The organism is Rathayibacter caricis DSM 15933, assembly GCF_003044275.1.
Lineage (GTDB): Bacteria > Actinomycetota > Actinomycetes > Actinomycetales > Microbacteriaceae > Rathayibacter > Rathayibacter caricis.
The window spans coordinates 2,835,883-2,858,720 of record NZ_PZPL01000001.1 but is presented as its reverse complement, the minus strand read 5'-3'; the positions used below and the strand labels follow the sequence as shown (position 1 = coordinate 2,858,720).

Sequence of the window (22,838 nt, the reverse complement as noted above, 5' to 3'; positions counted from 1 at the left end):
CGAAGCGACGTTACTCCCGAGTGCGGATCGGGCTCGACGGGTTGCATTCGCGAGCGATCCGAGACCGTCCTCCACCGGACGGAGCTCGCGGGGCTTCTCCCCCGGTCAGCGCGGGCGGCCGCTGGACTCGGCGCTCGAGCAGCAGGGTGAGCGGATGACGACGTCGATGCTCCTGCGCCCGGGCGTGTTCCTGGCGCTCCTCTCCGGCCTCCTGGGTTCGTCTGAGGCGGTGCCGCCGGGATCGCTGTGGGTCTCACCGGTGCCCGGATTCGTCGTGGTCGAGCCCTGGCAGGCGCCCGAGCACCGGTACGCGGCGGGCCACCGGGGCATCGACCTCGAGGCGACCGCCGGAGCGCCTGTCGTGGCCGCGACCGGCGGGACGGTGTCGTTCGCCGGGCGGGTGGTGGACCGCGGGGTGGTGAGCATCGAGCACGCCGACGGGCTGGTGTCGAGCGTCGAGCCGGTCGAGGCGACCGTGTCCGCGGGTGCGTTCGTGGCTCCGGGGGACGTGATCGGGACGGTCGGCGGCGGAGGCCACTGCGACGCGCGGTGCGTGCACCTGGGCGTCCGGGAGGACGGCGAGTACGTCTCTCCGATGCGCTTCTTCGGGGGAATCCCCCGGGCTGTGCTGCTGCCTCTCGACGTCGCGTCAGGCGCGCGGGTGAGCGAGCCGGTAGGCGTCGCGGATGCGCTCGGTCGAGACGTGCGTGTAGATCTGGGTCGTCCCCAGGCTCGCGTGGCCGAGCATCTCCTGGACCGAGCGGAGGTCGGCTCCCCCGTCGAGCAGGTGGGTGGCGGCGGAGTGGCGGAGCGTGTGCGGACCGGAGGGGCCGGAGCCGTCCTCGAGGAGGCGCGTGACGACTCCGTAGACCGTGCGGGGCGTGAGGCGCGCGCCCCGCCGGCCGAGCAGGAGCGCGTTCTGCGACTCGGGCTTCGCGAGGTGCGGGCGGGCCGTGTCGAGGTAGGCGACGAGCGCCTCCTTCGCCGGGACGCCGAAGGGGACGACGCGCTGCTTCGAGCCCTTGCCGGTGACGAGGACGGTGAGCCGTGAGAGATCGAGATCGCCGATGTCGATCGCGACGAGCTCCGAGACGCGGATGCCGGAGGCGTAGAGCAGCTCGATGATCGCGAGGTCGCGGAGTGCGACGGGGTCGTCGGTCGCTCCGCGCGCCGTCACGGTGTCGATCACCTGCTCCGTCTGCGCCTGGGTGAGGACGTGCGGGAGGGAGCGGCCCGCCTTCGGGGTGCGGAGCCGTGCGGCAACGTCGGTGGGCGTGCGCTCGGTGCGCTGCGCCCAGGAGGAGAAGGAGCGGACCGCCGCGGTGCGACGGGCGAGCGTGGCCCGCGAGACCCCCGTCTGCGTCTGCTGCCACAGCCAGTCGCGGAGCAACTCGAGGTCGACGTCGGCGAGGGTCGCGACGCGCTTCGTCGCCGCGTGAGCCAGGAGAGTGGCGAGGTCGCTTCGGTAGCCCTTGGCCGTCGCGGGTGAGAGCGAGCGCTCGTCGAGCACGTAGCGGAGGAAGTCGTCGACGGCGCCGGCGAGGCTCGCGTCACGCACGCCGCCTCACGCCTCCACGGTGGGCATGCGCGACCACAGGTTGATGCGGCCCTGCTCGTCGAGCTCCTCGAGCCGTTCGATCAGGTCGGTGCCGAAGCGGGTGGCGATCGGAGCCGTCGCGCTGGGCACGAGGGAGGTCGCGATCGTCTCGGGGTGCACGTGGACCAGCGAGAAGCTCTGGGCGCCGTCGATCCCCCGCAACTCCCGTTCGGGCGCGCCGAGGTCCATCGTGTAGCTGGTCGCGCCGGCGACGAAGACGGGGACACCGGCGAAGGTCGCGGCCGACGGGTAGTGCAGGTGGCCGCCGAGGATCGCGCGGACGTCGCTCCCGCGGACCACCTCTTCGAGCCGCTCGATGCCGCGGAGCTCGAGCACGGTCATCGCACCGAGCGGAGTGGGGAGCGGCGGGTGATGAAGGGCGAGGATCGTGCCGAGCGGGGCCGGAGTCGCGAGCTCGCGCTGGAGGCGCTCGAGCTGCTCGTCGGTGAGCGCGCCGTGATGGAAGCCGGGCACCGCGCTGTCGAGCGCGATGATTCGCAGCCCGTCGAGGTCGACGACCTGGTCGATCGGCGTCCCGCCGTCGTCGTGCTGCTGGTCGAGGAGCACGCGTCGGAACGCCCGCCGCTCGTCGTGGTTACCCATCACCCACACGATCGGGCCGCCGAAGCGCGCGGCGAGCGGATCGAGCGCCGCCTTCACCCGCCGGTAGGCGTCCTCCTCGCCCCGGTCGGCCACGTCACCCGTGACGACGATGGCATCGAGTCGACCGCCGCGCTCCTCGAGCCGTGCGAGGGCCTGGTCGAGGCGCGCGACCGTGTCGACGACTCCGTAGAGCGGAGCGCCCTCGGCGAGGAAGTGCGTGTCGCTGAGGTGCGCGATCACCCGATCGGCCGCCCGGAAGTGCCCGAGCTGCGGATGCTCCGTCGTCGTCGCCTCGTCGTCCATGCGGCTCCCCTCGCTGACCTGGTTTCAGCGTAGGGCGGACGACCGACAGCGGGTGTCCGGCGAGCCGCGGGGCCGGCGCGAAGGGCCGCAGTCGGCCGCGCCGCGTGATCAGCGGGGGGTCACCGACCACCTCCCGTCGTCAGTTCGCTGCACGTGGGCCTCCGCCAGGAGCGCGCCGAGGATCGCGAGGGTCTCGGACACGCGGAGCCCGAGATGCTGCGCGAGCGCGTCGGTGTCCTGCTGTCCGCGCTCCCGCAGCGCGGCGACGAGGCGGGAGGCCGGTCCGGGAACGAGGTCCGTCGGGACGCTCTCCCCCACGCCGAGAAGCTCGAGGACCTCCGGCGCCGAGGTGACACAGGTCGCCGCGAACTCGCGGAGGAGGCGATGGCAACCGGCGGAGGACGCGCTCGTGACGGGGCCGGGGACGGCTCCGAGCGGGCGGCCGAGCGCCGCCGCGTGGCCGGCGGTGTTGAGGGACCCCGAACGAGCGCCGGCCTCGACGATGACCGTCGCTCCCGACGAAGCCGCTATCAATCTGTTCCTCTGCAGAAACCTCCATCTCGTGGGCGTCGTCCCCGGCGGCACCTCCGTCACCACCGCGCAGCCGGGAGTCGCGATGATCCGGTGCAGCAGCTCGGAGTGCGCCGTTGGGTAGAGCCGGTCCGGTCCCCCTGCGAGAAAGGCGACCGTGCGACCGCCGGAGCCGAGGACCGCACGGTGGCCGACCGCATCGATGCCGAAGGCACCTCCAGAGACGACGAGGACGCCGCGGTCGGCGACTCCTGCGGCGAGTTCGGCGGTGACGTGCTCGCCGTACCCGGTGGCCGCTCGAGCGCCGACCAGGGCGAGCCGGTGGGCGGGTGCGAACGCGGAGGGGTCACCGCGGGACCAGAGGATGAGCGGGGCGTGCGGACCCAGGTCGTCGAGTGCTTCCGGCCACCCGGGCGAGCCGGGCAGGAGCAGGTGGGCCTTGAGCTTCTGCGCGATGTCGATCCGACGCAGGACCAGCGCGCGGTCCAGTCTGGGACGCCATCGCTCGAGCCCTGCCGCGAGGGCGGACAGCTCGCCGGGTGTGCAGTCGGAGTCGGCGAGAACGTCCGACGCGGTAGCGGACGAGACGACGTGCGCGAGCGCAGCCGTGGCGCCGACGGCCTCGATGAGCGTCGCCGCGACAGCGTCGCCCGGCTCGGTCAGACCGCTCCATGCCGCACGAGCGAGCACATCAGCGGTATCGGAGGCGTCTCCCTCGGCCAGGAGGGAACGGGCGGCGCGGAGCTCGGAGCGATCGAACAGGTTCGCGGTCATGCCGCACCTCCTCGGAGGACGAGGGCGCGTCCGAGATGGCCGGCGGTCGGCCTCTCGGCGCCGTCGAGGTCCGCGAGAGTCCAGGCCAGGCGGAGCACCCGGTCGTAGCCGCGCATCGTGACGAGGCCGCGCTCGAGCGCCTTGTCGAGGGTCCGCGACTCCGAGGAGGTCGGCCGCTGATCACCGGAGCGGAGCCAGCTTCCGGAGACCTCGGCGTTCGTCGTCCAGGGTGTGCGCCGGAGTCTCTCGCGGGCTCGGTCGCGAGCCGCGGTCACCCGCGAGCGCGCGTCTGCCGTCGTGACGCCCTGCTCATCCCTCCGCGCGGCGAGATGAGCGGCTCCGATGCGGCGCACGGTGAGACGGATGTCGACCCGATCGAGCAGCGGTCCGCTCAAGCGGGCGAGGTAGCGGCGCCGCAGCGCGGGAGCGCACGTGCACGTCTCTCCCGGGATGCCGTGGCGACCGCAGGGGCAGGGGTTCGCGGCGAGGACCAGCTGCACGCGCGCCGGGAACTCGGCGACCGCGTTCGCGCGATGGATGCGGATGACACCCGACTCCAGCGGCTGCCTCAGCGCGTCGAGCGCGACCGCGCTGAACTCGGGAGCTTCATCCAAGAAGAGCACCCCTCTTGTGGCGCGGGCGACGGCGCCCGGGCGGATGCGTCCGCTGCCGCCTCCGACGATCGCGGCGGCCGAGGCGGAGTGGTGCGGGCTCTCGAACGGCGGGCGGCGCACGAGGCTGCCTCCGGTGGACGCGCCGACGAGGGAGCGCATGCACGTGGCTTCGAGGGCGGCGTCGTCGTCGAGGTCGGGGAGGATTCCCGGGAGTCGGGTCGCGAGCATCGTCTTGCCCGCGCCGGGCGGACCCAGGAGGAACACGTGGTGACCGCCCGCAGCCGCCGCGATCATCGCCTCCGCCGCCTCCTCATTGCCGATCACGTCGGCGAAGTCCAGGCGCGACACCGGTTCGACCGGGGCCTGCCCGTGTGCGGCGGGCTCGGGGAGGACCGGGACCTCCCACTCCGCTCCGTGCCACACGGCCGCTGCGGCCAGCGACGAGACGGCGATGATCTCGACGCCGTCGACGAGCTCCGCCTCGGCGCGGTCCTCGAGCGGCACCATGACGCGGCGACGACCCGCCCTCGCCGCGGCGAGCACCGCCGGCAGCACACCCGGAACAGAACGGAGCCGACCGTCCAGACCGAGCTCGCCGACATGCACGACGGATGCGACGGACTCACCGTTCACCTCGCCCAGCGCCGCCAGCGCAGCCAAACCGATCGCGAGATCGAACGCGGACCCGTGCTTGGGCATCGCGGCCGGTGAGAGGTTCACCGTGATCTTGTACTCCGAGATCACACTGCCCGAGTTGGTCGCCGCCGAGCGCACCCGCTCCTTCGCCTGCGACAGCGCCGCGTCCGGCAGCCCGACGATCCCGATCGCGGGAGTGCCGTCGGAGGAGTGCGCCTCGACTCCGACCACCGCTCCCGTGAACCCGACCAGGCCCACCGCGGAGGTGCGACCCATGCCCATCACGCCACCGCCCGGAAGTGCCGCACCTGCACCGGGACCCCGTCCGGCGCGATGATGCCCACCGCGTCGATCCGCAGATGCCGCGCCCGTTGGTCGTGCTCCCGAGCCCACGCGTACGCCAACCGCCGCAGCCGCTGCGCCTTCGCCCGGGTGATCGCCTCGATCGGCATCCCGAACCGCGCGGAGGAGCGCGTCTTCACCTCCACCACCACCAACGCCGCACCCTCACGCGCGACGATGTCGAGCTCGCCCTCCCGCACCCGCCAGTTGCGGTCCAGGAGCTCGAAGCCCTTCGCCCTCAGATGCGCCGCAGCGATCTCCTCGCCCCGCCGACCCAACTCGTCCTTGTCCATGAAGACCTCCCGCACGCAGAGTCGCGGAGAAGAGGTGAGCGCGGGACTGCGGAAGGTGGATCTCAGGAGAAAGCGCGGGAAGAGGGGCTGTGGAGGGATCAGCTCGAGGGGAGGTGGGTCTCGATACGCCGCCGGGGGCGGCTACTCGACCAGCAAGAGGGGAGGGCGCGCCGCGCGCAGAAGGCAGCGCACCGCAGCAGAAGGGGCGCGGAGCGCTACTCGTCGAGGGCGAGTTCCTTGGGGAGCTCGAACTCCTTGCGGGAGAGCTCCTCGACGTTGACGTCCTTGAAAGTCAGGACGCGGACCGACTTCACGAAGCGGTCGGAGCGGTAGACGTCCCAGACCCACACGTCGCGCATGGTCAGCTCGAAGTAGAAGTCGTGCTCGGTGTCGCGGCGCACGAGATCGACCTCGTTCGCGAGGTAGAAGCGGCGCTCGGTCTCGACGACGTACGAGAACTGCGAGACGACGTCGCGGTACTCCCGGTACAGTGCCAGCTCGACCTCGCGGTCGTAGTCCTCGAATTCGTCTTCATCCATCGTCCGTCAATCCTACGCGGGTGCGGGAGCGCCGGACGCCGCGGGCACCTCGTCGGCGACTGCCTCGCGCGGCTTCGACAGCCACGTGACGCGGTGCAGCGGGGACGGACCGACGCGGTCGAGGCCCGCCCAGTGCGCGGCGCTGCCGTAGCCCTTGTTGCTGTCCCAGGCGTAGTCCGCGAACTCGTCGTGGTGGCGCACCATCTGGCCGTCGCGGCCGACCTTCGCCAGCACGGAGGCGGCCGAGACGGACGCGCAGTCGCGGTCGGCCTTGATGCGGGTGACGATGGTCAGCTCGGCGGCCCACTCCCCCAGCGCCGGCGTGAGCCAGTCGTGCTTGCCGTCGAGCAGCACCACCGACGTCGCGAGGTCGACGCCCTGGTCGACGAGACGCTCGATGCCGCGCGATGCGGCTCGGCCGAGGCCGGCGATGATCCCGGAGTCGTCGATCTCGTCGGCGGAGGACTCGCCGATCGCCCAGCCCGAGACCCACTTCACCACGCCGGGCAGCAGGGCCTCGCGACGGGCCGGAGCGAGCAGTTTGGAGTCGCGCAGCCCCTCCGGGAAGCGGCCGCAGCGTCGGGGAATCGAGACGACGCCGACCGAGACGGGGCCGGCGATCGCTCCGCGGCCCACCTCGTCGCAGCCGATGATGCTCTCGTAGCCCTGGCGGAAGAGGCGCCGCTCCATCGACAGGGTCGGTTCGGCGACGGCCACCTAGCCCTGCCCGGCCTCGGAGGAGGACTCGGACGACTCGGACGACTCCGACGTGTCCTTCTCGACCCCGCGGAACACGGACGGGTAGTCGTCCAGCCACGCCCACTGCTCCACCGGCCAGGTCACCAGGACCGCCCGGCCGACGACGTTGTCGATCGGGACGAAGCCGTTGCCTGGCTTGTCGGTGTTGTAGCGGGAGTCGGCCGAGTTGTAGCGGTTGTCGCCCATGACCCAGAGCGAGCCCTCGGGCACGGTCACGTCGAACGGGGTCGCCGAGACGGCCTGGACTCCATCGGGGAGCTTCACGTAGGGCTCGTCGATCGGGTTGCCGTTGACCTCCACCTGGCCGAGCGGGGTGCAGCAGGTGATCCGGTCGCCGGGCAGGCCGATGACGCGCTTGATCAGATGGTCGTTGCTGTCGGGAGCGGTGAGGCCGACGATCGCTAGGGCGGAGTCGACGGCGGCCTGGAACGGCGGCACCTCCGGCTCGGTGCTCGGCGAGAGCCATCCGCCCGGATCGCGGAAGACGACGACGTCACCGCGCGAGATCGGAACCAGGTCGGGGACCAGCTCGTTCACGAGGATGCGGTCGTTCTCGACCAGCGTCTGCTCCATCGAGGACGACGGGATGTAGAACGAGCGGATCAGGAACGTCTTCACCAGGAACGAGACCAGCACGGCGACGACGAAGATGATCAGCACGTCGCGGAGGAAGAGGAGCAGGCCGCGGCGCCTGCGGGGCCGCTCCGGCTCCGCGGTGTGGCGGGCGTGCTCGCCGTCGCCCTCGAGCCGGACCGGGGCCGTGCTGTCTGTCATCGCGTGCCGTCGCCCCTAGCTGTGGTTCGTCCGGGACCGAGCATCACCGGGCCGGGGTCACCGGCAGGACCGGCCCCCGGAAAGGGTCGAACCCCGGTCCATCATAAGTGGACCGGGGTTCGGGAAGAGTGTGCGGAGACCCGCTGGGGGTCAGCGCTTCTCCTTGATCTTGGCCTTCTTGCCGCGGAGGTTCCGCAGGTAGTAGAGCTTCGCGCGGCGCACGTCTCCGCGGGTGACGACCTCGATGTGGTCGATCACCGGGGAGTGCACCGGGAAGGTGCGCTCGACGCCGACCTGGAAGCTGACCTTGCGGACGGTGAAGGTCTCGCGGACGCCCTCGTTGGAGCGGCCGATGACGACGCCCTGGAAGACCTGGACGCGCGAGCGGGTTCCCTCGACGATGTTGACGTGGACCTTGACGGTGTCGCCCGCACGGAAGTCGGGGATGTCGGTCCGGAGTGACGCCGCATCGACGTTATCGAGGATGTGCATGTTCTATCGCTCTCCGTGCCCGCCACAGGTCGAGCACCGTTTCGTGGGTGGGAAGTCGGTGCGCGCCCCGCGTCGTAGCGGCTCCCCTGTGGCAGAGCCTGCGCGAGGCACAAGCGCTTATTCTGTCACGGCGCGCCGATCCGCGTCAAAGCGGGGAGGCGGTCCGCTCAGAGGACGATCGTCTGACCGTCCTGCGGGCGCTCCGGGTCGAAGCCCTCGCCCGTCACCGGCCGGCCCCCCTGGGCCTGCACGGTCGACGCCTCGGCGAAGGCCACCAGCGTCGCCCGTGCATCGTGGAGGAAGCGCCAGACGGAGTGGCCGAGCGCCACGACTCCGAGCAGCACCGAGAGCAGCCCGAGCGCCCACGCTCCCGGAGGGAAGAACCCGAGCGCGATCAGCGACGCGTGCCAGGCGCCCAGAGCGGCGACGTCGCCCCAAGCCGGGGTGCGCGTCGGCCGCACAGTCACCCGAAACGCCACGATGCTCGCCACGACGGCGAGGCTGAGCGCCAGAATGGGGAGGGCGATGACGAGGCCGAGGACGGTCCACCCGCTCGATCCCCCGAAGAGTCCGTACCCCAGGAGGATCCACAGGGGCAGGACGATCGCGGCCGGATACTGCCAGGAACCGAAAGCCCGTCGCGTGCGCATGCACCGACCGTACCCACCACCGCTGAGCAACGCCTCAGCGACCCCCGAGAGGATCAGGATGATCGAGCTGCGCACGCCCGCCGAGATCGAGGAGATGCGACCCGCCGGCCGCTTCGTGGCCGAGGTCCTGCAGGCCACCGTCGCCGCGGCCGGAGTGGGCGTCAACCTGCTCGAGCTCGACCGCCTCGCCCACGACATGATCCGCAAGGCCGGCGCCGAGTCCTGCTACATCGACTACCACCCCTCCTTCGGTGCGAGCCCCTTCGGCAAGGTGCTCTGCACCTCCGTCAACGACGCCGTGCTGCACGGGCTGCCGTTCGACTACCGCCTGCGGGACGGCGACCTGCTGACGCTCGACTTCGCGGCGTCCGTGAACGGCTGGGTGTCCGACTCCGCCGTCAGCGTCGTGGTCGGCACGCCGCGCGACGAGGACCTCGCTCTCATCGACACCACCACCCGCGCGCTCGAGGCCGGCATCGCCGCCGCGAAGCCGGGCGGGAAGATCGGCGACATCTCGGCCGCGATCGCCGCGGTCGCCCGCGCCGAGGGGCTGAGCATCAACACCGACTTCGGCGGCCACGGCGTCGGGCGCACGATGCACGGGGACCCGCACGTCCCGAACGACGGGCGCGCCGGGCGCGGCTACCCGCTGCGGCCGGGCCTGGTCGTCGCGATCGAGCCGTGGTTCCTGCAGACGACCGACGAGATCTTCACCGACAAGGACGGCTGGACCCTCCGCAGCCGCGACGGCTCGCGCGGGGCGCACATGGAGCACACGATCGCGATCACCGAGACCGGGGCGCTGGTCCTCACCGCCCGGGACTGACGCGGAGAGGACCGCGTCGGCGACTGCACTGGACAGCGACACTATCGGATAGCCATACTCTCCGTATGCGCATCTCCGAGCTCGCTCGCCTCACGGGCGTCAGCGTCGCCACGATCAAGTACTACATCCGGGAGGGGATCCTCGCCACGGGCGAGTCCTCGGTGCCCCAGCGGGCGGAGTACGGCGACGCCCACGTCGCGCGGCTCCGCCTGCTCCGCGGTCTCATCGAGAGCGGAGGAGTCGGCATCGCCGGCGCGAAGCGCATCACAGCGGTCCTCGACAGCGGGGCACCCCCTGCGCACGCGTTCGAGGTGGCGCAGGACGTCGTCTCGGCGAACGCCGACTCGGAGGCCCCGGCGACGGAGGGCTCGCTGGAGCGCATCCGCTCGCTCGTCGGCCCGCTGCTGTGCGAGCACCCCGCCGTCGCGACGGCGGCCCGCGCGCTGGACGCCCTGGAGGCGTCCGGCGGAGCGATGACCCCCGACTGGCTCGAGCGCTACGAGGAGGCCGCCGAGCTCGTCGCCCGCGCCGACCTCGACGAGCTCGAGGCGAGGGAGAGCGTGAGCGAGCAGGCGTCGATCGCGGCGGTCGGGACGGCTCTCGGCGACGTGGTCCTGCAGTCGCTGCGCCGAGTGGCCCAGGCCCGCGAGACGCAGCGCCGGTTCGGCCCGGCCGAGGGCGCGTCGCGATGACCGCCGTGCAGGAGGCGCCGATCTCCGAGGCCCCCGCCCGTCCGCACCGTCCCCTCCTCGCCCTCGCGATCGCGATGGCCGTCGGGGCCGCGTTCTGCGTCGTCGCGCTCCTCGTCGATCCGCGCGAGCTCGGCGGGCAGCCCGTCTGGGCGAAGCCGCTCAAGTTCTGCCTCTCGATCGCCGTCTACGCGCTGACCCTCGCGTGGCTGATCGGACTCCTCCCCCGCCGCCGTCGACTCGGACGCATCCTCGGCACCGTCGCGGCAGCGGGCCTGGTGATCGAGATGGTCGTCATCGGCGGCGCCGCGGCCGTCGGTGCCGCGAGCCACTTCGACGTCAGCACGCCCCTGCACTCGGTGATGTGGACGACCATGGCCGTGTCGATCGTGGTCGTCTGGCTCGCCACCCTGGTCCTGGCGCTCCTCCTGGCCCGGGTCCCCCTGGGCGATGCGGCCCTGACGGTCGCCGTGCGGTCGGGACTCGTGATCGGCCTGGTGGGCATGGCGCTGGCCTTCCTGATGACCGGTCCGACCGCGGACCAGATCTCGGACTACAAGGGGGTCGTCGGAGCGCACGCCGTCGGCGTGCCGGACGGCGGCACGGGCCTGCCGCTGCTCGGCTGGAGCACCACGGGCGGCGACCTCCGCATCCCGCACTTCGTCGGGATGCACGCCCTGCAGGGGCTGCCGCTGCTGGCGATCGGCCTGCGTCTGCTCGGACGACGCGTCCCGCTGCTCGCCTACTCGGTCGTGCGCGCCCGACTGCTCGTGCTCGCCTCCGTCGGGTGGGCCGGTGTCGTCGCGATCACCTGCTGGCAGGCGCTGCGCGGCCAGTCGATCGTCGCTCCGGGTGCGCTCACCGCGGCCGTCGGTCTCGGCCTCGCCCTCCTCCTGCTCGGCGGCGCCGTCGCCGTGCTCACCCGACCGCGCACCACGGAGGTCCCGCGATGAACCGACTGCTGAAGAACTGGACGCCGCTGGCGCTGGTCTACCTCGTCCTCGCGGTCCTCGGGCTCGTCGGCACCTGGACGCACAACATCCGCGCCGTGCTCGAGAGCGTCGACTTCCTCGGCGCCTGGTTCGACGGCGGGCCGGCGGTGTCGTCGCTGACGACGGATCTGCTGATCGTCGCGATCGCGGCGGTGGCCCTGATCGTCGCCGAAGGACGGCGTCTCAGGATGAAGCGGATCTGGGTCTACGTGCTGCTCGCTCCGCTGGTCGCGCTCGCCTTCACGTTCCCGCTGTTCCTCGCGATGCGGGAGCGGCGCCTCGCCGAGCGGCGCGCCGAGGGCAGACCCTAGGGGAGCAACTCCGGGCGGACGCGGCGGGTGCGCTCGACGCTCTGCTCGTGGCGCCACGCGGCGATCGCTCCGTGGTTGCCGCTGAGCAGCACCGGGGGGACGTCGAGGCCGCGCCAGGACGCGGGCTTGGTGTAGCTGGGGTACTCGAGCAGGCCGTCGGAGTGGCTCTCCTCGACCAGGCTCGCCGGGTTGCCGACGACGCCGGGGACGAGTCGGCCGACGGCCTCGATCATGGACATGACGGCGACCTCGCCACCGTTCAGCACGTAGTCGCCGAGGCTGATCATTCGGACGCGGGCGCGCGTCGCGGTGTGGTCGACGACGCGCTGGTCGATGCCCTCGTAGCGGCCGCAGCCGAAGACGAGCGCCTTCTCGTCGGCGAGCTGCCGAGCGGTGGCCTGCGTGAAGACCTCACCGGCGGGCGAGGGGAAGACGACGAGCGGATCCGCGTCGCCGGCGGACTCGAGGATCGTGTCGAGCGCCTCGCCCCACGGCTCCGGGCGCATGACCATGCCGGCGCCTCCGCCGTAGGGAGTGTCGTCGACAGTGCGGTGCCGGTCGTGGGTGAAGGAGCGCAGATCGTGCACGCCGAGCTCGATCAGCCCGCTCTGGCGCGCACGCCCGAGCAGGCTGATGTCGAGCACCCCGAAGAACTCCGGGAAGATCGTGACGATGTCGATCCTCACGACCGGGGGTCCTCCGCGGGGGTCTCATCGGTCGGGTCGCCCTCGGAGGAGGGGGCGTCGGCCGCGATCGCGTCCTGATCGGCATCGCCGTCCTCGGAGTCGGCCCCGGCGATCGTCGCGAGCTCGGGATCCGACAGGTCGACGCCCGTCAGATCGACCTGCGCGGGCTCCACCTCGACGATCTCCTCGAAGAGACCGGTCGGAGGAGTGACGGTGACGACGCCGGCGACGGGATCGATCGACGGCACGATCGCGGTGACGAACGGCACCATGACCTCGCCGGAGGGAGTCGCCACGATCAGCAGATCCTGCGCGGGGAAGTGATCGACGCGGCGGACGGTGCCGACTTCGGCTCCATCGCGGACGACCTTCATGCCGACGAGCTGGTAGTCGTACCAGGAGTCGTCGTCACCCGGCGTCGTGCGGACCTCCTCGTCGATCCAGAGGATCGCCTTCAGGAGCGTCTCGGCGGCGCTGCGGTCGTCGACGCCCTTGAAGAACGCGACGGGGTGGCTGTTGTACCAGCGCAGCTCGACGAGCTCGAGCTTCTTCCCGTGCCACTCGGAGGTGCGAGGCACCTGCAACGTGAACGTGGATCCGGGGGTGAAGCGCTTGTCGGGCTCGTCGGTGTAGAGCTCGAGCTTGATGGCGCCCTTGAGGCCGTGGGCCTTGGTGAGTCGGGCGACGCGGAGCTGCGTCGTGCCCGTTCCGGGGGTCGCCACCTCTACTTGTCGGTGTCGACGACGTCGACGCGGACGCGACGGCCGTCGGCGAGAGCGGCGACCAGGGTGCGGACGGCCTTGGCGGTGCGGCCGGAACGTCCGATCACGCGGCCGAGGTCCTCGGGGTGCACGCGCACCTCGAGGACCTCTCCGCGTGGGGAGCTCGTCGCCACGACACGGACCTCATCGGGGTTCTCGACGATCCCCTTGACGAGGTGTTCGACGGCAGGAGCGAGCATGGACTACGCCTCGGTGGAGGTCTCGTCGGCGGTGTCCTCGGCCGGGGCGGCCTTGGCCGGAGCCTCGGTCTTGGGCTTGAGGACGGGCTTCTTCTTGGCGTCGATGACGAAGGGCGCCTTGGGCTCCTTCACCTTGACGGTGCTGACGGCGTCGGCGTCGCCCTTGTAGCGGCCCCAGTCTCCGGTCAGCTTGAGGATCGCGGCGACCTGCTCGGTCGGCTGCGCGCCGACGCCGAGCCAGTACTGCGCACGCTCGGAGTCGACCTGGATGAACGAGGGCTCCTCGGTGGGGTGGTACTTGCCGATCTCCTCGATGACGCGGCCGTCGCGCTTGGTGCGCGAGTCGGCGACGACGATGCGGTAGTAGGGCGCTCGGATCTTGCCGAGGCGCTTCAGACGAATCTTGACAGCCACAATTCTCCTGTGTGGTCGTTGACCGATGAGGTCGATGATGGATGAACTGAGCCGTGAGCGTGGGGTGCACACCCGGCCGGAAGCTCGAGGGGGTTTCTTCGGCGGTGAGTAGAGGGTCGACCGCCTCGGACCCGACGGATCATTCTGCCAGAAAAACGCCCGGCGCGCGGGCGCGACATGCATCTCCCGGGGCCGCGCAGCCGCGGATCGCGACCGGACGACCACCTGTGACCCCGCGCGGACAGCCCACACGTCCGCCTCCGCGAGTCGTGGGACGATGAAAGCCGTGCGTCCCGACCCGGTGGACGCCGGATCGACGGAGACGACGCCATGGAGATCAGCTTCGCCCAGTCCGACCGCTCCACGCTCGGGATCGAGTGGGAGGTCGCGATCGTCGACCGGCAGACGGGCGATCTGGCCAACGTCGCCGACGTCGTGCTCGAGGCCCTCCGCGGGGAGGACGGCGAGCCGCATCCGCGGATCACCGGCGAGCTGCTGCGCAACACCGTCGAGCTCGTCTCCGGTGTGCACACGACCGTCCGCGACGCCGTCGCCGATCTGCAGGACCAGCTGCGCCAGGTGCGCGAGATCACGGACCCCATGGGCCTGGACCTCGTCTGCTCCGGCACCCACCCCTTCGCCCAGTGGTACGACCAGAGCATCACCGACAAGGAGCGCTACCACCGGCTCATCGACCGGACCCAGTGGTGGGGCCGGAACATGATGATCTGGGGCATCCACGTGCACGTCGGCATCGAGGACCGCGACAAGGTGCTCGCGATCCTGAAATCCCTGCTCGACTACTACCCGCACCTCCAGGCTCTGTCGGCGTCGAGCCCGTTCTGGGGCGGAGTGGACACCGGGTACGCCTCGAACCGCGCCCTGATGTTCCAGCAGCTGCCCACGGCGGGCCTTCCTCCCCAGTTCGGCGCGTGGGCGAACTACGAGGAGTACGTCGACGACATGATGCGCACCGGCGTCATCGACGACCACACCGAGGTCCGCTGGGACATCCGCCCCTCGCCGCAGTGGGGCACGCTCGAGATGCGCGCGTGCGACGGCCTCTCGTCTGCGGAGGAGATCGGCGCGGTCGCCGCGCTCATCCAGTGCCTCGTCGAGCACCTGTCGACGCGCCTGGACCAGGGCGAGGACCTGCCGACCATGCAGCCCTGGTACGTGCGCGAGAACAAGTGGCGCGCGGCGCGGTACGGACTCGACGCCGAGATCATCCTGGACAGCGCGGGGGCCGAGCGCCTCGTGACCGACGACATCCGCGATCTGCTCGTGACGCTCGCGCCCGTCGCCGAGCGCCTGGACTGCACCGCCGAGCTCGCCGACGTCGAGCTGATCCTCGTCGCCGGCGCCAGCTACCAGCGGCAGCTGAAGGTCGCCGCGGCGAACGACGGCGACCTGAAGTCCGTCGTGCGGGCACTCGCCGGCGAGCTGCGCGACGGACTGCGGGACCCGCGGGCATGACCGCGACGCGGCGGCTCGTGCTGGTCGCGGCCCTCGTGCTGGGGCTGGCCGGGTGCTCGTCCGCAGCGGAGCCCGCGGCGACCGGTGCCGCGACCGCGACTCCGGCCCCGACCCGCGACGCCGAGGCCCCGAACCCGCTCGTGGTCGGAGGAGCGATCCCGGCCGGCGCGCGGGTCACCTTCGTCGGGGACAGCATCGTGCGCGGCTACGGGCTCGACGCGGAAGCCGCCTGGCCCGTGCTCGTCGGCGACGCGTTCGGCTGGACGGTGACCAACCTCGGCTGCGACGGCGGCGGCTTCGTCAGGCCGGGGACCTGCGGGTCCCCGATCGGGGAGCGCGCCGAGGAGATCGCCGCGACCGAGCCGGACGCCGTCGTCGTCCTGGCGAGCAGCAACGACCTCGGCTCGTCCGTCGACGAGGTCGTCGCCGCGATCCCTCCGGCGGTCCAGGCGATCGCCGCTGCCGTCTCGTCCGCGCGACTGATCGCGGTCGACTCCGTCTGGGGACCCGACCCGCGGCCCGCCGACCTCGCCGCCTACGACCAGGCGCTGGTGGACGCGGTGACCGCGGCCGGCGGCGGAGCGCTCGAGTACCCCGATCCGCTCCGCGCCGACGGGCTGCTCGCCGAGGACGGCATCCACCCGACGGAGGCGGGCCAGCTCGCCCTCGCGGAGGCCTTCGCGCTGGCGGCCGAGAAGGCCGGGCTCGGGCAGAGCGTCCCGACCGATTCGGCGCCGACGGTCACGGAGTAGGGCGGGAGTCGAGCTCCCGCCCCTCTCCGATCAGCGGGTAGTGCTGTTCTTGCCGTCGCGCCAGGACAGGAGCTCGCGCACCGGCGCGAGGTCGATGTCGGGGCCGGTGATGCCGAGCGTGAACAGGCGCGCGCCGAGGTCGAACTGCTGATCGAGCACCTCGAAGGAGTCGTCTCCGACGCCGGCACGCACGCTCGCTCCGGTCGAGATCTCGATGGCCGACAGGTCGCGGTCGACCCGCGTGCACCAGTCGCCGAGGACGCCGAGCTTGCGCTCGAGGGTCGGGACGTCCGAGAAGCTGTGCCAGATGTCGGCGTGCTCGGCGACGATCCGCAGGGTCTTCCTCTCTCCCCCGCCGCCGATCATCACGGGGATGTCGCGGGTGGGAGCGGGGTTCAGCTTCTCCCAGCGGCTGCGGATGCGCGGCATGGCCTCGGACAGCTCGTCCAGTCGCGAGCCGGCGGTGCCGAACTCGTAGCCGTACTCCTGGTAGTCGCGCTCGAACCAGCCGGAGCCGATGCCGAAGATCAAGCGGCCCTCCGCGCCCTTCGCGCTGATGTGGTCGACGGTGCGGGCCATGTCGGCCAGCAGGTCGGGGTTGCGGTAGCTGTTGCAGGTCACGAGCGGGCCGAACTCGATGCGGCTGGTCTGCTCGGCCCAGGCGGCGAGCATGCTCCAGCCCTCGAAGTGGAGGCCGTCGGGCTCGCCCGAGAGCGGGTAGAAGTGATCCCAGTTGAAGGCGATGTCGACGCCGAGGTCCTCGATCTCGGCGAGGGTGTCGCGGATGACCTCGTAGGACACGTGCTGAGGGGCGATCTGGACGCCGATGCGGACCGGGCGCGCGGTGGTGGTTGTCATGCTCTCCACGCTAGACCTCGGGAGTGACGGGGACGCGTCTTCCGTCGCTGGGAGAGGAGCGCCTCAGGCGCCCCTTCTGCTGGTCGAGTAGCGCAGGCGCCCCTTCTTGCTGGTCGAGTAGCGCCGCAGGCGCGTATCGAGACCCACCGGCTCCGGGTGACGTGGATCTCGATACGCCCGCTGCGCGGGCTACTCGATCAGCGAGTGGGGGACGCCCGCTGCGCGGGTTGCTCGATCAGCAAGGGGTGCCCGACGGGTGGCCTGCTCGAGCAGGGAGGGGCGGCGGCTACTCGCCGGCGGGGTCGGGGGCGGTGGTCGGGGCGTCGTCGGAGGTCGAGCGGGCGAGCTTGACGGTGGTGGCGCCGGCGTCGTCGAAGAGGCGGAGGCGTCCGCCGTCGATCGCGGCCATCGACGCCTCCGAGAAGATCGTCGGCAGGGCCACTCCGTCGCACGCGATCATCGTGCTCGGCCCGGCGTCGACGCTGAGCCCGCCCTCGCCGTCGATCGACCACTCGCCCTGCACGCCGTTGCAGCCGTCCGAGCCGGTCCAGGTGCCGTCGTCGGCGATCAGGAGGAACGGCACGTCCGGGGACTCGTAGGCGACTCCGGTCACCCACCGGCCGACGAGCTCCTCGGAAGCGGGCGCCGACATCGCATCCGCTCCGGACGTCTCAGCGCAGCCCGCGAGCCCGAGGACGGCGACGGCCGCGAGGGCCGCTGCGGCGATCCGTCGCCCCGCCGTCATCGGCCGAGGAACTTCTGCAGCTGCTCCAGCTCCTCGGGGGTGGGCTGGGCCTGCGGGCCCGTGCCGCCGCCGAGGCCGAAGCCCGATCCGCCGGCGTCGCCGGGACGCGGGCCCGAGGTGATGGCCGCGTTCTCGGCCGCGCGCTTCGCCGGGTTGCCCGACTTCGACGTCTTCTTCTTCTGCGGCTTCGGACGGCCCTGGTAGCCGGCTCCGGGGACGGGACCCATGCCGGGCACGTTCGGCATGCCGCCCTTGGCCACGGTCTTCATCATCTTCGCGGCCTGCTCGAAGCGCTGCACGAGCTGGTTCACGTCGGTCACGGTCATGCCCGAGCCCCGCGCAATGCGCAGCCGGCGGGAGCCGTTGAGCAGCTTCGGGTTCACGCGCTCGGCCTTGGTCATCGACTGGATGATGGCCTCGGTGCGCACGATCTCGCGCTCGTCGAACTGGTCGAGCTGGTCGCGCATGCCCTTGGCGCCCGGGAGCATGCCGATCATCTTCTTGATCGAGCCCATGTTGCGCAGCTGCTGCATCTGGCCGAGGAAGTCGTCGAGCGTGAACGAGTCGCTCATGATCTTCTCGGCGACCTTGCGCGCCTCGTCCTCGTCGAACGCGGACTGCGCCTGCTCGATGAGGGTCAGCACGTCGCCGAGGTCGAGGATCCGGCTCGCCATGCGGTCGGGGTGGAACTGCTCGAAGTCGTCGAGGCCCTCGCCCGTGGAGGCGAAGAGGATCGGCCGACCGGTCAGCGAGGCGACGGACAGCGCTGCGCCGCCTCGCGCATCGCCGTCGAGCTTCGACAGCACGACTCCGGTGAAATCGACGCCCTCCTGGAAGGCCTTCGCGGTGGCGACCGCGTCCTGTCCGATCATGGCGTCGATGACGAAGAGGACCTCGTCGGGGTTCGTGACGCGGCGGATGTCGGACGCCTGCTTCATCATGTCGGCGTCGACACCGAGGCGACCGGCGGTGTCGATGATGACGGTGTCGTACTGCTTGTCGACGGCGAACTTGATCGCGTTCTGCGCCACCTTGACCGGATTGCCGACCCCGTTGCCGGGCTCGGGAGCGTAGACCGCGACTCCGGCCTGCTCGCCCACGACCTGCAGCTGTTGCACCGCGTTGGGGCGCTGGAGGTCGGCGGCGACGAGGAGGGGCGTGTGCCCGTCCTTGCCGAGGTACTTGCCGAGCTTGCCGGCGAGCGTCGTCTTGCCCGCACCCTGGAGGCCCGCGAGCATGATGACGGTCGGCGGGCGCTTCGCGAACTCGAGGCGGCGCGACTGACCGCCGAGGATCGCGACGAGCTCCTCGTTGACGATCTGCACGACCTGCTGCGCCGGGTTCAGCGCCTTGTTGACCTCGTCGCCGAGGGCGCGCTCGCGGACCTTCCCGGTGAAGGCCTTGACCACGTCCAGCGCAACATCGGCGTCGAGCAGCGCGCGCCGGATCTCGCGGACGGTGCCGTCGACGTCCGAGGCCGAGAGCTTGCCCTTCGTGCGGAGGTTCTTGAAGGTCTCGACGAGTCGATCGGAGAGGGTGCCGAAAGTAGCCATGATGCCCGGAATTCTACCGGAGCCGCGGAGTGCTCGGTTCTGCGGGGGCTCGGCTCGATTAACTGGGCTCGGTGCAGGAAAGCGTCTAGGGTGGCGACGTGATCGAGACACTTCTGGCGGGCGACTCCGCAGCTCCTCTGGACTACCGCGACGGCTGGCAGCTGCAGCGCCGCCTCCACGATGAGGTGGTCGCCGGGCGCGACGGCGTGCTGGTGCTCTGCGAGCACGCCTCCGTCTACACCGCGGGCAAGCGGACCGAGGCGCACGAGCGCCCGGTCGACGGCTTCCCCGTCGTCGACGTCGACCGCGGCGGCAGGATCACCTGGCACGGGCCCGGTCAGCTCGTCGGGTACCCGATCGTGCGGCTGCGCGAGCCGGTCGACGTGGTCGCCTACGTCCGCTCCCTCGAGGGCATGCTGATCGCCGTGCTCGCCGACCTCGGGGTCACGGGCGAGCGGATCGACGGGCGCTCGGGCGTGTGGATCCGCCGACCGCTCGGCGCCGACAAGATCGCGGCCATCGGCATCCGCGTCGCCGGCGGCGTGACGATGCACGGCTTCGCGCTCAACGTCTCGAACAGCCTCGAGCCCTACTCCCGCATCGTCGCCTGCGGCATCGCGGACGCCGGAGTGACGACGATCGAGCGAGAGACGGGCAGCGCCGTGTCGATGGAGGCGGTGCGCGCCCTGGTCGACCGGCGGTTCCGCGAGTGCTCGCTCGAGTTCACGGCTCAGCAGGCCGCGGTGGTGGCCGCATGAGCGCCGAGGTGGGCGGACGCAAGCTGCTCCGACTCGAGATCCGCAACGCCGAGACTCCGATCGAGCGCAAGCCCGACTGGATCAAGACCAAGGCCACCATGGGCCCGGAGTACCGGCAGCTGCAATCGCTCGTGAAGAGCGAGGAGCTGCACACGGTCTGCCAGGAGGCGGGCTGCCCCAACATCTTCGAGTGCTGGGAGGACCGAGAGGCCACGTTCCTCATCGGCGGCGCTCAGTGCACGCGCCGCTGCGACTTCTGCCAGATCGACACCGGCAAGCCCGCCGACTACGACGCCGACGAGCCGCGGCGCGTGGGCGAATCGGTGGCGAGGATGAACCTCCGCTACGCCACGGTCACCGGAGTCGCGCGCGACGACCTCGCGGACGAGGGCTCCTGGCTCTACGCCGAGACCATCCGCCAGATCCACGCGCAGTCCCCCGGCACGGGTGTCGAGATCCTCGTGCCCGACTTCACCGGGCGCCCGGAGCACCTCGGCCGCGTGTTCGAGGCGCGCCCGGAGGTGTTCGCGCACAACGTCGAGACCGTCCCGCGGATCTTCAAGCGGATCCGGCCCGCGTTCCGCTACGAGCGCTCGCTCGACGTGCTCACGCAGGGGCGCGACGCGGGTCTGATCACCAAGTCGAACCTCATCCTGGGCATGGGCGAGGAGCGCGAGGAGATCTCGCAGGCGCTGCAGGACCTGCACGACGCGGGCACCGACCTGCTCACGATCACGCAGTACCTGCGGCCGACGCCGCGGCACCTGCCGGTCGATCGCTGGGTGCATCCGGAGGAGTTCGTGGCGATCAAGGAGGAGGCGGAGGACATCGGCTTCCTCGGCGTGCTCTCGGGTCCGCTCGTGCGGTCCTCCTACCGCGCGGGCCGGCTCTGGGCGCAGTCGATGGAGTCGAAGGGGCGGCCGGTCCCGGAGCACCTGCGGCACCTCGCCGACGCGGCGCTGGGGTTCTCGCAGGCGGTGTGATCGGTCGCGCCGGCGCGAGACGCCGGTCCGGTCCTCCTCGCTCAGCGTGTCGCGTACCGGAGTGGCGTCTCGCGGAGCGCGGGGAGCCGAGCGCGTCCGGCGGTCAGCCGACGAGCTGCTGGGCGAAGACGTGCGGGGTGAAGCCGGTGAGGTCGCCGATGCCCTCGCCCTGGCCGACGAGCTTGATCGGGATGCCGGTGCGCTCCTGCACAGCGAGGACGAAGCCGCCCTTCGCGGAACCGTCGAGCTTCGTGATGACGAGCCCCGTCACTCCGGCGTGCTCGATGAACGCCTCGGCCTGGCTGAGACCGTTCTGACCGGTCGTCGCGTCGAGCACGAGCAGGATCTCGGAGATCGGCGCCTGCTTCTCGATGACGCGCTTGATCTTGCCGAGCTCGTCCATCAGCCCGCCCTTCGTGTGCAGGCGGCCCGCGGTGTCGATGATGACCATCTCGATGCCGTTGTCCTTCGCGAACTGCACGGTCTGGAACGCGACGGACGCGGGATCCTGGCGCTCCTGCTGCGGGCGCACGATCTGCGCATCGGCGCGCTGGGCCCAGGTGGCGAGCTGATCGACGGCGGCCGCGCGGAACGTGTCGGCGGCTCCGACCACGACGCTGCGGTCGTAGTTGCGGAGGAACTTGGCGAACTTGCCGATGGTCGTGGTCTTGCCGACGCCGTTGACGCCCACGACGAGGATCACGGCCGGGCGCTCGCTGAGCTTGAGGGTCGTGTCGTACTTCGACAGCCGTTCCTCCATCGACTCGCGGAGCATGCGCTGGAGGTCGCGCGGATCGGTCGTGCTGTAGCGCTCGACCTTCGCACGGAGGTCCTCGACGATCTCCTCGGTGATGTCGGGGCCGAAGTCGGCGGTGATGAGCGCCGTCTCGAGGTCGTCCCACGTCTGGTCGTCGATCGTGCGCTTCTCGAACAGGCCGCGCAGTGCGCGACCGAGCGACCAGGAGGTGCGTTCAGCCATGTGATCCAGGGTACCGGCGGGAACGGGAGCGGGGAGGCCGTCGAGGAGCCGTCCGGGTACCGCGCAGCCACTCCAGACGTCCCTCGGCGAACTGTCTCGCCAGCCCGGGCGATCGCCACCAGAGCCGGAGGAGCGCGAGCCGGGAGAGCAGCGACTCCCCCGCGAGCAGCGCGGCTCCGGTCGACCGGCGGTACTCGAGGTCTATCCCGAAGGACCTGTCGACGGCGGCGGGGCCGATCCGCACTCCGCGGATGTCGTTCATCAGGTTCGAGCCGTGCACGACCTGGAGCCAGAGCGGCTCGGCCCGGATGCTGCGCACCGGGGCGTGGAGGCGGGAGGAGCTGTGCCGTCCGTCCTGGAGCACCGTCCGAGGTCCGAGTGCTCCCCGCGGGGGTTCGAGGAGGCTGATGAAAGGGTTCGAGGCGTAGTCGTAGCGGAAGACCGCGCCGGAGCGGTCGATCTGCAGACCGCGGGTGCAGTTGAGAGAGAGCCCGTCCTCCCCGACCCCCTGCACGAGCGCCGCACTCGCCTCCCGACGCACGGTCTCCACGAAGCGCCGGCCGAGGGCGTCGTCGCTGTCGAGACGAGTCGTCAGGAGTGCCGCAGCGGGGTCCACCCGCTGCACGATCTCGGCGCGCACCACCTCGGCCGAGAACGGTCCTCGGACGTACACGGCGTCGAACAGCCCGTCGGAGGACAGTTCCGCCATCTCTGACCGCAGCCAGTCGGGCGCCCGATCGTCGAGGAACACGAGCCAGGAGGAGCCCGTCGAGGTCTGGGAGCGGAGGGAGGCGACCGTCGCGTCGCGGAAGAAGCCCAGCCGGTAGCGCAGCCACGCATCCTCCGGAGTCGGCTGCCCCGCCGTGAAGACGACGCTGAACCTGGTGAGGACGACGTGCTCCAGGGGGATCATCCCGCGACGGTAGCGACGCCCGGCGGCCCCGACTC

General features: G+C 71.3%; 27 protein-coding genes and 1 pseudogene. 9 read left to right on the top strand and 19 right to left on the bottom strand.

Translation table 11 applies throughout. The annotated features are described in order from the left end of the window. Positions 1 to 154: 154 nt before the first annotated feature. Positions 155 to 583, top strand: a pseudogene (locus tag C1I63_RS20455) (murein hydrolase activator EnvC family protein); the annotation flags it as partial. A 66-nt stretch (positions 584 to 649) separates the two neighbouring features. Here C1I63_RS20455 and C1I63_RS13280 read toward each other — a convergent pair. The 10 genes from C1I63_RS13280 to C1I63_RS13235 form a co-directional block, all read right to left on the bottom strand. After that, positions 650 to 1,558 (bottom strand): tyrosine recombinase XerC, encoded by a 909-nt coding sequence (locus C1I63_RS13280; RefSeq protein ID WP_107575086.1) that lies wholly within the window; start codon positions 1,556 to 1,558, stop codon positions 650 to 652. A 6-nt stretch (positions 1,559 to 1,564) separates the two neighbouring features. After that, the gene (locus tag C1I63_RS13275; RefSeq protein WP_107575085.1) at positions 1,565 to 2,503 is read right to left on the bottom strand and encodes a phosphodiesterase; all 939 of its coding nucleotides are present in this window, start codon (positions 2,501 to 2,503) and stop codon (positions 1,565 to 1,567) included. Positions 2,504 to 2,611: 108 nt separating this feature from the next. Further along, entirely contained in the window at positions 2,612 to 3,808 is a 1,197-nt protein-coding gene (gene dprA / locus C1I63_RS13270; RefSeq protein WP_107575084.1) for a DNA-processing protein DprA, read from the bottom strand. After that, positions 3,805 to 5,340, bottom strand: coding sequence for a YifB family Mg chelatase-like AAA ATPase (locus C1I63_RS13265; RefSeq protein WP_107575083.1), 1,536 nt, complete (start codon positions 5,338 to 5,340; stop codon positions 3,805 to 3,807). Before C1I63_RS13265 ends, dprA begins: the two co-directional genes overlap by 4 nt. Further along, a complete protein-coding gene (locus C1I63_RS13260; protein ID WP_055792574.1) occupies positions 5,340 to 5,693 on the bottom strand; it encodes a YraN family protein in 354 nt (117 codons plus the stop codon). Before C1I63_RS13260 ends, C1I63_RS13265 begins: the two co-directional genes overlap by 1 nt. A 215-nt stretch (positions 5,694 to 5,908) precedes the next feature. Then, positions 5,909 to 6,232, bottom strand: a complete 324-nt coding sequence (locus C1I63_RS13255) for a DUF2469 domain-containing protein (RefSeq protein ID WP_055792576.1) — start codon at positions 6,230 to 6,232, stop codon at positions 5,909 to 5,911. 12 nt (positions 6,233 to 6,244) lie between these two features. Next, the gene (locus C1I63_RS13250) at positions 6,245 to 6,949 is read right to left on the bottom strand and encodes a ribonuclease HII (protein ID WP_107575082.1); all 705 of its coding nucleotides are present in this window, start codon (positions 6,947 to 6,949) and stop codon (positions 6,245 to 6,247) included. Further along, positions 6,950 to 7,765, bottom strand: coding sequence for a signal peptidase I (gene lepB / locus C1I63_RS13245; RefSeq protein ID WP_107575081.1), 816 nt, complete (start codon positions 7,763 to 7,765; stop codon positions 6,950 to 6,952). 150 nt (positions 7,766 to 7,915) lie between these two features. After that, positions 7,916 to 8,257, bottom strand: coding sequence for a 50S ribosomal protein L19 (rplS, locus tag C1I63_RS13240; protein WP_055792582.1), 342 nt, complete (start codon positions 8,255 to 8,257; stop codon positions 7,916 to 7,918). 167 nt (positions 8,258 to 8,424) lie between these two features. Continuing rightward, positions 8,425 to 8,907 carry an MFS transporter permease gene (locus tag C1I63_RS13235; RefSeq protein WP_107575080.1) on the bottom strand — a complete coding sequence of 161 codons (483 nt, stop codon included), beginning with the start codon at positions 8,905 to 8,907 and terminating at the stop codon, positions 8,425 to 8,427. Between the two features lie 58 nt (positions 8,908 to 8,965). Here C1I63_RS13235 and map point away from each other — a divergent pair, with 58 nt between their 5' ends. The 4 genes from map (at position 8,966) to C1I63_RS13215 (ending at position 11,725) form a co-directional block, all read left to right on the top strand. Further along, positions 8,966 to 9,733, top strand: a complete 768-nt coding sequence (map, locus tag C1I63_RS13230; protein WP_107575079.1) for a type I methionyl aminopeptidase — start codon at positions 8,966 to 8,968, stop codon at positions 9,731 to 9,733. 65 nt (positions 9,734 to 9,798) lie between these two features. Beyond that, positions 9,799 to 10,425, top strand: coding sequence for a MerR family transcriptional regulator (locus C1I63_RS13225; protein WP_107575078.1), 627 nt, complete (start codon positions 9,799 to 9,801; stop codon positions 10,423 to 10,425). Beyond that, positions 10,422 to 11,375: a hypothetical protein gene (locus C1I63_RS13220; RefSeq protein ID WP_107575077.1), complete on the top strand. Its 954-nt coding sequence runs from the start codon at positions 10,422 to 10,424 to the stop codon at positions 11,373 to 11,375. The genes C1I63_RS13225 and C1I63_RS13220 overlap by 4 nt, the downstream gene beginning before the upstream one ends. Next, positions 11,372 to 11,725, top strand: a complete 354-nt coding sequence (locus tag C1I63_RS13215; RefSeq protein ID WP_107575076.1) for a DUF2834 domain-containing protein — start codon at positions 11,372 to 11,374, stop codon at positions 11,723 to 11,725. The genes C1I63_RS13220 and C1I63_RS13215 overlap by 4 nt, the downstream gene beginning before the upstream one ends. Here C1I63_RS13215 and trmD read toward each other — a convergent pair. The 4 genes from trmD to rpsP are packed head-to-tail and all read right to left on the bottom strand — an operon-like array spanning position 11,722 to position 13,786. Further along, positions 11,722 to 12,411, bottom strand: coding sequence for a tRNA (guanosine(37)-N1)-methyltransferase TrmD (gene trmD, locus C1I63_RS13210; RefSeq protein ID WP_107575075.1), 690 nt, complete (start codon positions 12,409 to 12,411; stop codon positions 11,722 to 11,724). The genes C1I63_RS13215 and trmD overlap by 4 nt on opposite strands. Further along, positions 12,408 to 13,133, bottom strand: coding sequence for a ribosome maturation factor RimM (gene rimM / locus C1I63_RS13205; RefSeq protein WP_107575074.1), 726 nt, complete (start codon positions 13,131 to 13,133; stop codon positions 12,408 to 12,410). The genes trmD and rimM overlap by 4 nt, the downstream gene beginning before the upstream one ends. A gap of 2 nt (positions 13,134 to 13,135) precedes the next feature. Further along, the gene (locus tag C1I63_RS13200) at positions 13,136 to 13,372 is read right to left on the bottom strand and encodes an RNA-binding protein (RefSeq protein ID WP_055792605.1); all 237 of its coding nucleotides are present in this window, start codon (positions 13,370 to 13,372) and stop codon (positions 13,136 to 13,138) included. Between the two features lie 3 nt (positions 13,373 to 13,375). Further along, a complete protein-coding gene (gene rpsP, locus C1I63_RS13195) occupies positions 13,376 to 13,786 on the bottom strand; it encodes a 30S ribosomal protein S16 (protein WP_055792609.1) in 411 nt (136 codons plus the stop codon). A gap of 330 nt (positions 13,787 to 14,116) precedes the next feature. Between rpsP and C1I63_RS13190 the strand changes: the two genes are divergently transcribed. Together C1I63_RS13190 and C1I63_RS13185 are read left to right on the top strand one after the other, a co-directional pair. Further along, positions 14,117 to 15,262 (top strand): glutamate--cysteine ligase, encoded by a 1,146-nt coding sequence (locus tag C1I63_RS13190; RefSeq protein WP_107575073.1) that lies wholly within the window; start codon positions 14,117 to 14,119, stop codon positions 15,260 to 15,262. Then, positions 15,259 to 16,014 (top strand): SGNH/GDSL hydrolase family protein, encoded by a 756-nt coding sequence (locus tag C1I63_RS13185; protein ID WP_107575072.1) that lies wholly within the window; start codon positions 15,259 to 15,261, stop codon positions 16,012 to 16,014. The genes C1I63_RS13190 and C1I63_RS13185 overlap by 4 nt, the downstream gene beginning before the upstream one ends. Before the next feature lie 30 nt (positions 16,015 to 16,044). Here C1I63_RS13185 and C1I63_RS13180 read toward each other — a convergent pair whose 3' ends face one another. The 3 genes from C1I63_RS13180 to ffh form a co-directional block, all read right to left on the bottom strand. Beyond that, entirely contained in the window at positions 16,045 to 16,872 is an 828-nt protein-coding gene (locus tag C1I63_RS13180) for an LLM class F420-dependent oxidoreductase (RefSeq protein ID WP_107575868.1), read from the bottom strand. 286 nt (positions 16,873 to 17,158) lie between these two features. Continuing rightward, positions 17,159 to 17,617 carry an META domain-containing protein gene (locus C1I63_RS13175; RefSeq protein WP_107575071.1) on the bottom strand — a complete coding sequence of 153 codons (459 nt, stop codon included), beginning with the start codon at positions 17,615 to 17,617 and terminating at the stop codon, positions 17,159 to 17,161. Beyond that, positions 17,614 to 19,170: a signal recognition particle protein gene (gene ffh, locus C1I63_RS13170; RefSeq protein ID WP_107575070.1), complete on the bottom strand. Its 1,557-nt coding sequence runs from the start codon at positions 19,168 to 19,170 to the stop codon at positions 17,614 to 17,616. The genes C1I63_RS13175 and ffh overlap by 4 nt, the downstream gene beginning before the upstream one ends. 98 nt (positions 19,171 to 19,268) lie before the next feature. Here ffh and lipB point away from each other — a divergent pair, with 98 nt between their 5' ends. Together lipB and lipA are read left to right on the top strand one after the other, a co-directional pair. Continuing rightward, positions 19,269 to 19,928: a lipoyl(octanoyl) transferase LipB gene (gene lipB / locus C1I63_RS13165; RefSeq protein ID WP_244907073.1), complete on the top strand. Its 660-nt coding sequence runs from the start codon at positions 19,269 to 19,271 to the stop codon at positions 19,926 to 19,928. Continuing rightward, positions 19,925 to 20,911, top strand: a complete 987-nt coding sequence (gene lipA, locus C1I63_RS13160; RefSeq protein ID WP_077223252.1) for a lipoyl synthase — start codon at positions 19,925 to 19,927, stop codon at positions 20,909 to 20,911. Before lipB ends, lipA begins: the two co-directional genes overlap by 4 nt. A 103-nt stretch (positions 20,912 to 21,014) precedes the next feature. Here lipA and ftsY read toward each other — a convergent pair whose 3' ends face one another. Both ftsY and C1I63_RS13150 read right to left on the bottom strand, forming a co-directional pair. Further along, complete coding sequence (gene ftsY, locus C1I63_RS13155) at positions 21,015 to 21,890, bottom strand: signal recognition particle-docking protein FtsY (RefSeq protein ID WP_055792633.1); 876 nt, start codon at positions 21,888 to 21,890, stop codon at positions 21,015 to 21,017. Then, a complete protein-coding gene (locus C1I63_RS13150) occupies positions 21,883 to 22,803 on the bottom strand; it encodes a glycosyltransferase (RefSeq protein ID WP_107575069.1) in 921 nt (306 codons plus the stop codon). The genes ftsY and C1I63_RS13150 overlap by 8 nt, the downstream gene beginning before the upstream one ends. Positions 22,804 to 22,838 lie beyond the last annotated feature (35 nt).

What these genes read in the sequence shown, in the direction of transcription:
- C1I63_RS13275 (WP_107575085.1), bottom strand. Translation starts at nt 2,503, where the DNA reads ATGGACGACGAGGCGACGACGACGGAGCATCCGCAGCTCGGGCACTTC.
- dprA (WP_107575084.1), bottom strand. Translation starts at nt 3,808, where the DNA reads ATGACCGCGAACCTGTTCGATCGCTCCGAGCTCCGCGCCGCCCGTTCC.
- C1I63_RS13265 (WP_107575083.1), bottom strand. Translation starts at nt 5,340, where the DNA reads ATGGGCATGGGTCGCACCTCCGCGGTGGGCCTGGTCGGGTTCACGGGA.
- C1I63_RS13260 (WP_055792574.1), bottom strand. Translation starts at nt 5,693, where the DNA reads ATGGACAAGGACGAGTTGGGTCGGCGGGGCGAGGAGATCGCTGCGGCG.
- C1I63_RS13255 (WP_055792576.1), bottom strand. Translation starts at nt 6,232, where the DNA reads ATGGATGAAGACGAATTCGAGGACTACGACCGCGAGGTCGAGCTGGCA.
- lepB (WP_107575081.1), bottom strand. Translation starts at nt 7,765, where the DNA reads ATGACAGACAGCACGGCCCCGGTCCGGCTCGAGGGCGACGGCGAGCAC.
- rplS (WP_055792582.1), bottom strand. Translation starts at nt 8,257, where the DNA reads ATGCACATCCTCGATAACGTCGATGCGGCGTCACTCCGGACCGACATC.
- C1I63_RS13235 (WP_107575080.1), bottom strand. Translation starts at nt 8,907, where the DNA reads ATGCGCACGCGACGGGCTTTCGGTTCCTGGCAGTATCCGGCCGCGATC.
- map (WP_107575079.1), top strand. Translation starts at nt 8,966, where the DNA reads ATGATCGAGCTGCGCACGCCCGCCGAGATCGAGGAGATGCGACCCGCC.
- C1I63_RS13225 (WP_107575078.1), top strand. Translation starts at nt 9,799, where the DNA reads ATGCGCATCTCCGAGCTCGCTCGCCTCACGGGCGTCAGCGTCGCCACG.
- C1I63_RS13220 (WP_107575077.1), top strand. Translation starts at nt 10,422, where the DNA reads ATGACCGCCGTGCAGGAGGCGCCGATCTCCGAGGCCCCCGCCCGTCCG.
- C1I63_RS13215 (WP_107575076.1), top strand. Translation starts at nt 11,372, where the DNA reads ATGAACCGACTGCTGAAGAACTGGACGCCGCTGGCGCTGGTCTACCTC.
- C1I63_RS13200 (WP_055792605.1), bottom strand. Translation starts at nt 13,372, where the DNA reads ATGCTCGCTCCTGCCGTCGAACACCTCGTCAAGGGGATCGTCGAGAAC.
- C1I63_RS13190 (WP_107575073.1), top strand. Translation starts at nt 14,117, where the DNA reads ATGGAGATCAGCTTCGCCCAGTCCGACCGCTCCACGCTCGGGATCGAG.
- C1I63_RS13185 (WP_107575072.1), top strand. Translation starts at nt 15,259, where the DNA reads ATGACCGCGACGCGGCGGCTCGTGCTGGTCGCGGCCCTCGTGCTGGGG.
- C1I63_RS13180 (WP_107575868.1), bottom strand. Translation starts at nt 16,872, where the DNA reads ATGACAACCACCACCGCGCGCCCGGTCCGCATCGGCGTCCAGATCGCC.
- C1I63_RS13175 (WP_107575071.1), bottom strand. Translation starts at nt 17,617, where the DNA reads ATGACGGCGGGGCGACGGATCGCCGCAGCGGCCCTCGCGGCCGTCGCC.
- ffh (WP_107575070.1), bottom strand. Translation starts at nt 19,170, where the DNA reads ATGGCTACTTTCGGCACCCTCTCCGATCGACTCGTCGAGACCTTCAAG.
- lipA (WP_077223252.1), top strand. Translation starts at nt 19,925, where the DNA reads ATGAGCGCCGAGGTGGGCGGACGCAAGCTGCTCCGACTCGAGATCCGC.
- ftsY (WP_055792633.1), bottom strand. Translation starts at nt 21,890, where the DNA reads ATGGCTGAACGCACCTCCTGGTCGCTCGGTCGCGCACTGCGCGGCCTG.
- C1I63_RS13150 (WP_107575069.1), bottom strand. Translation starts at nt 22,803, where the DNA reads ATGATCCCCCTGGAGCACGTCGTCCTCACCAGGTTCAGCGTCGTCTTC.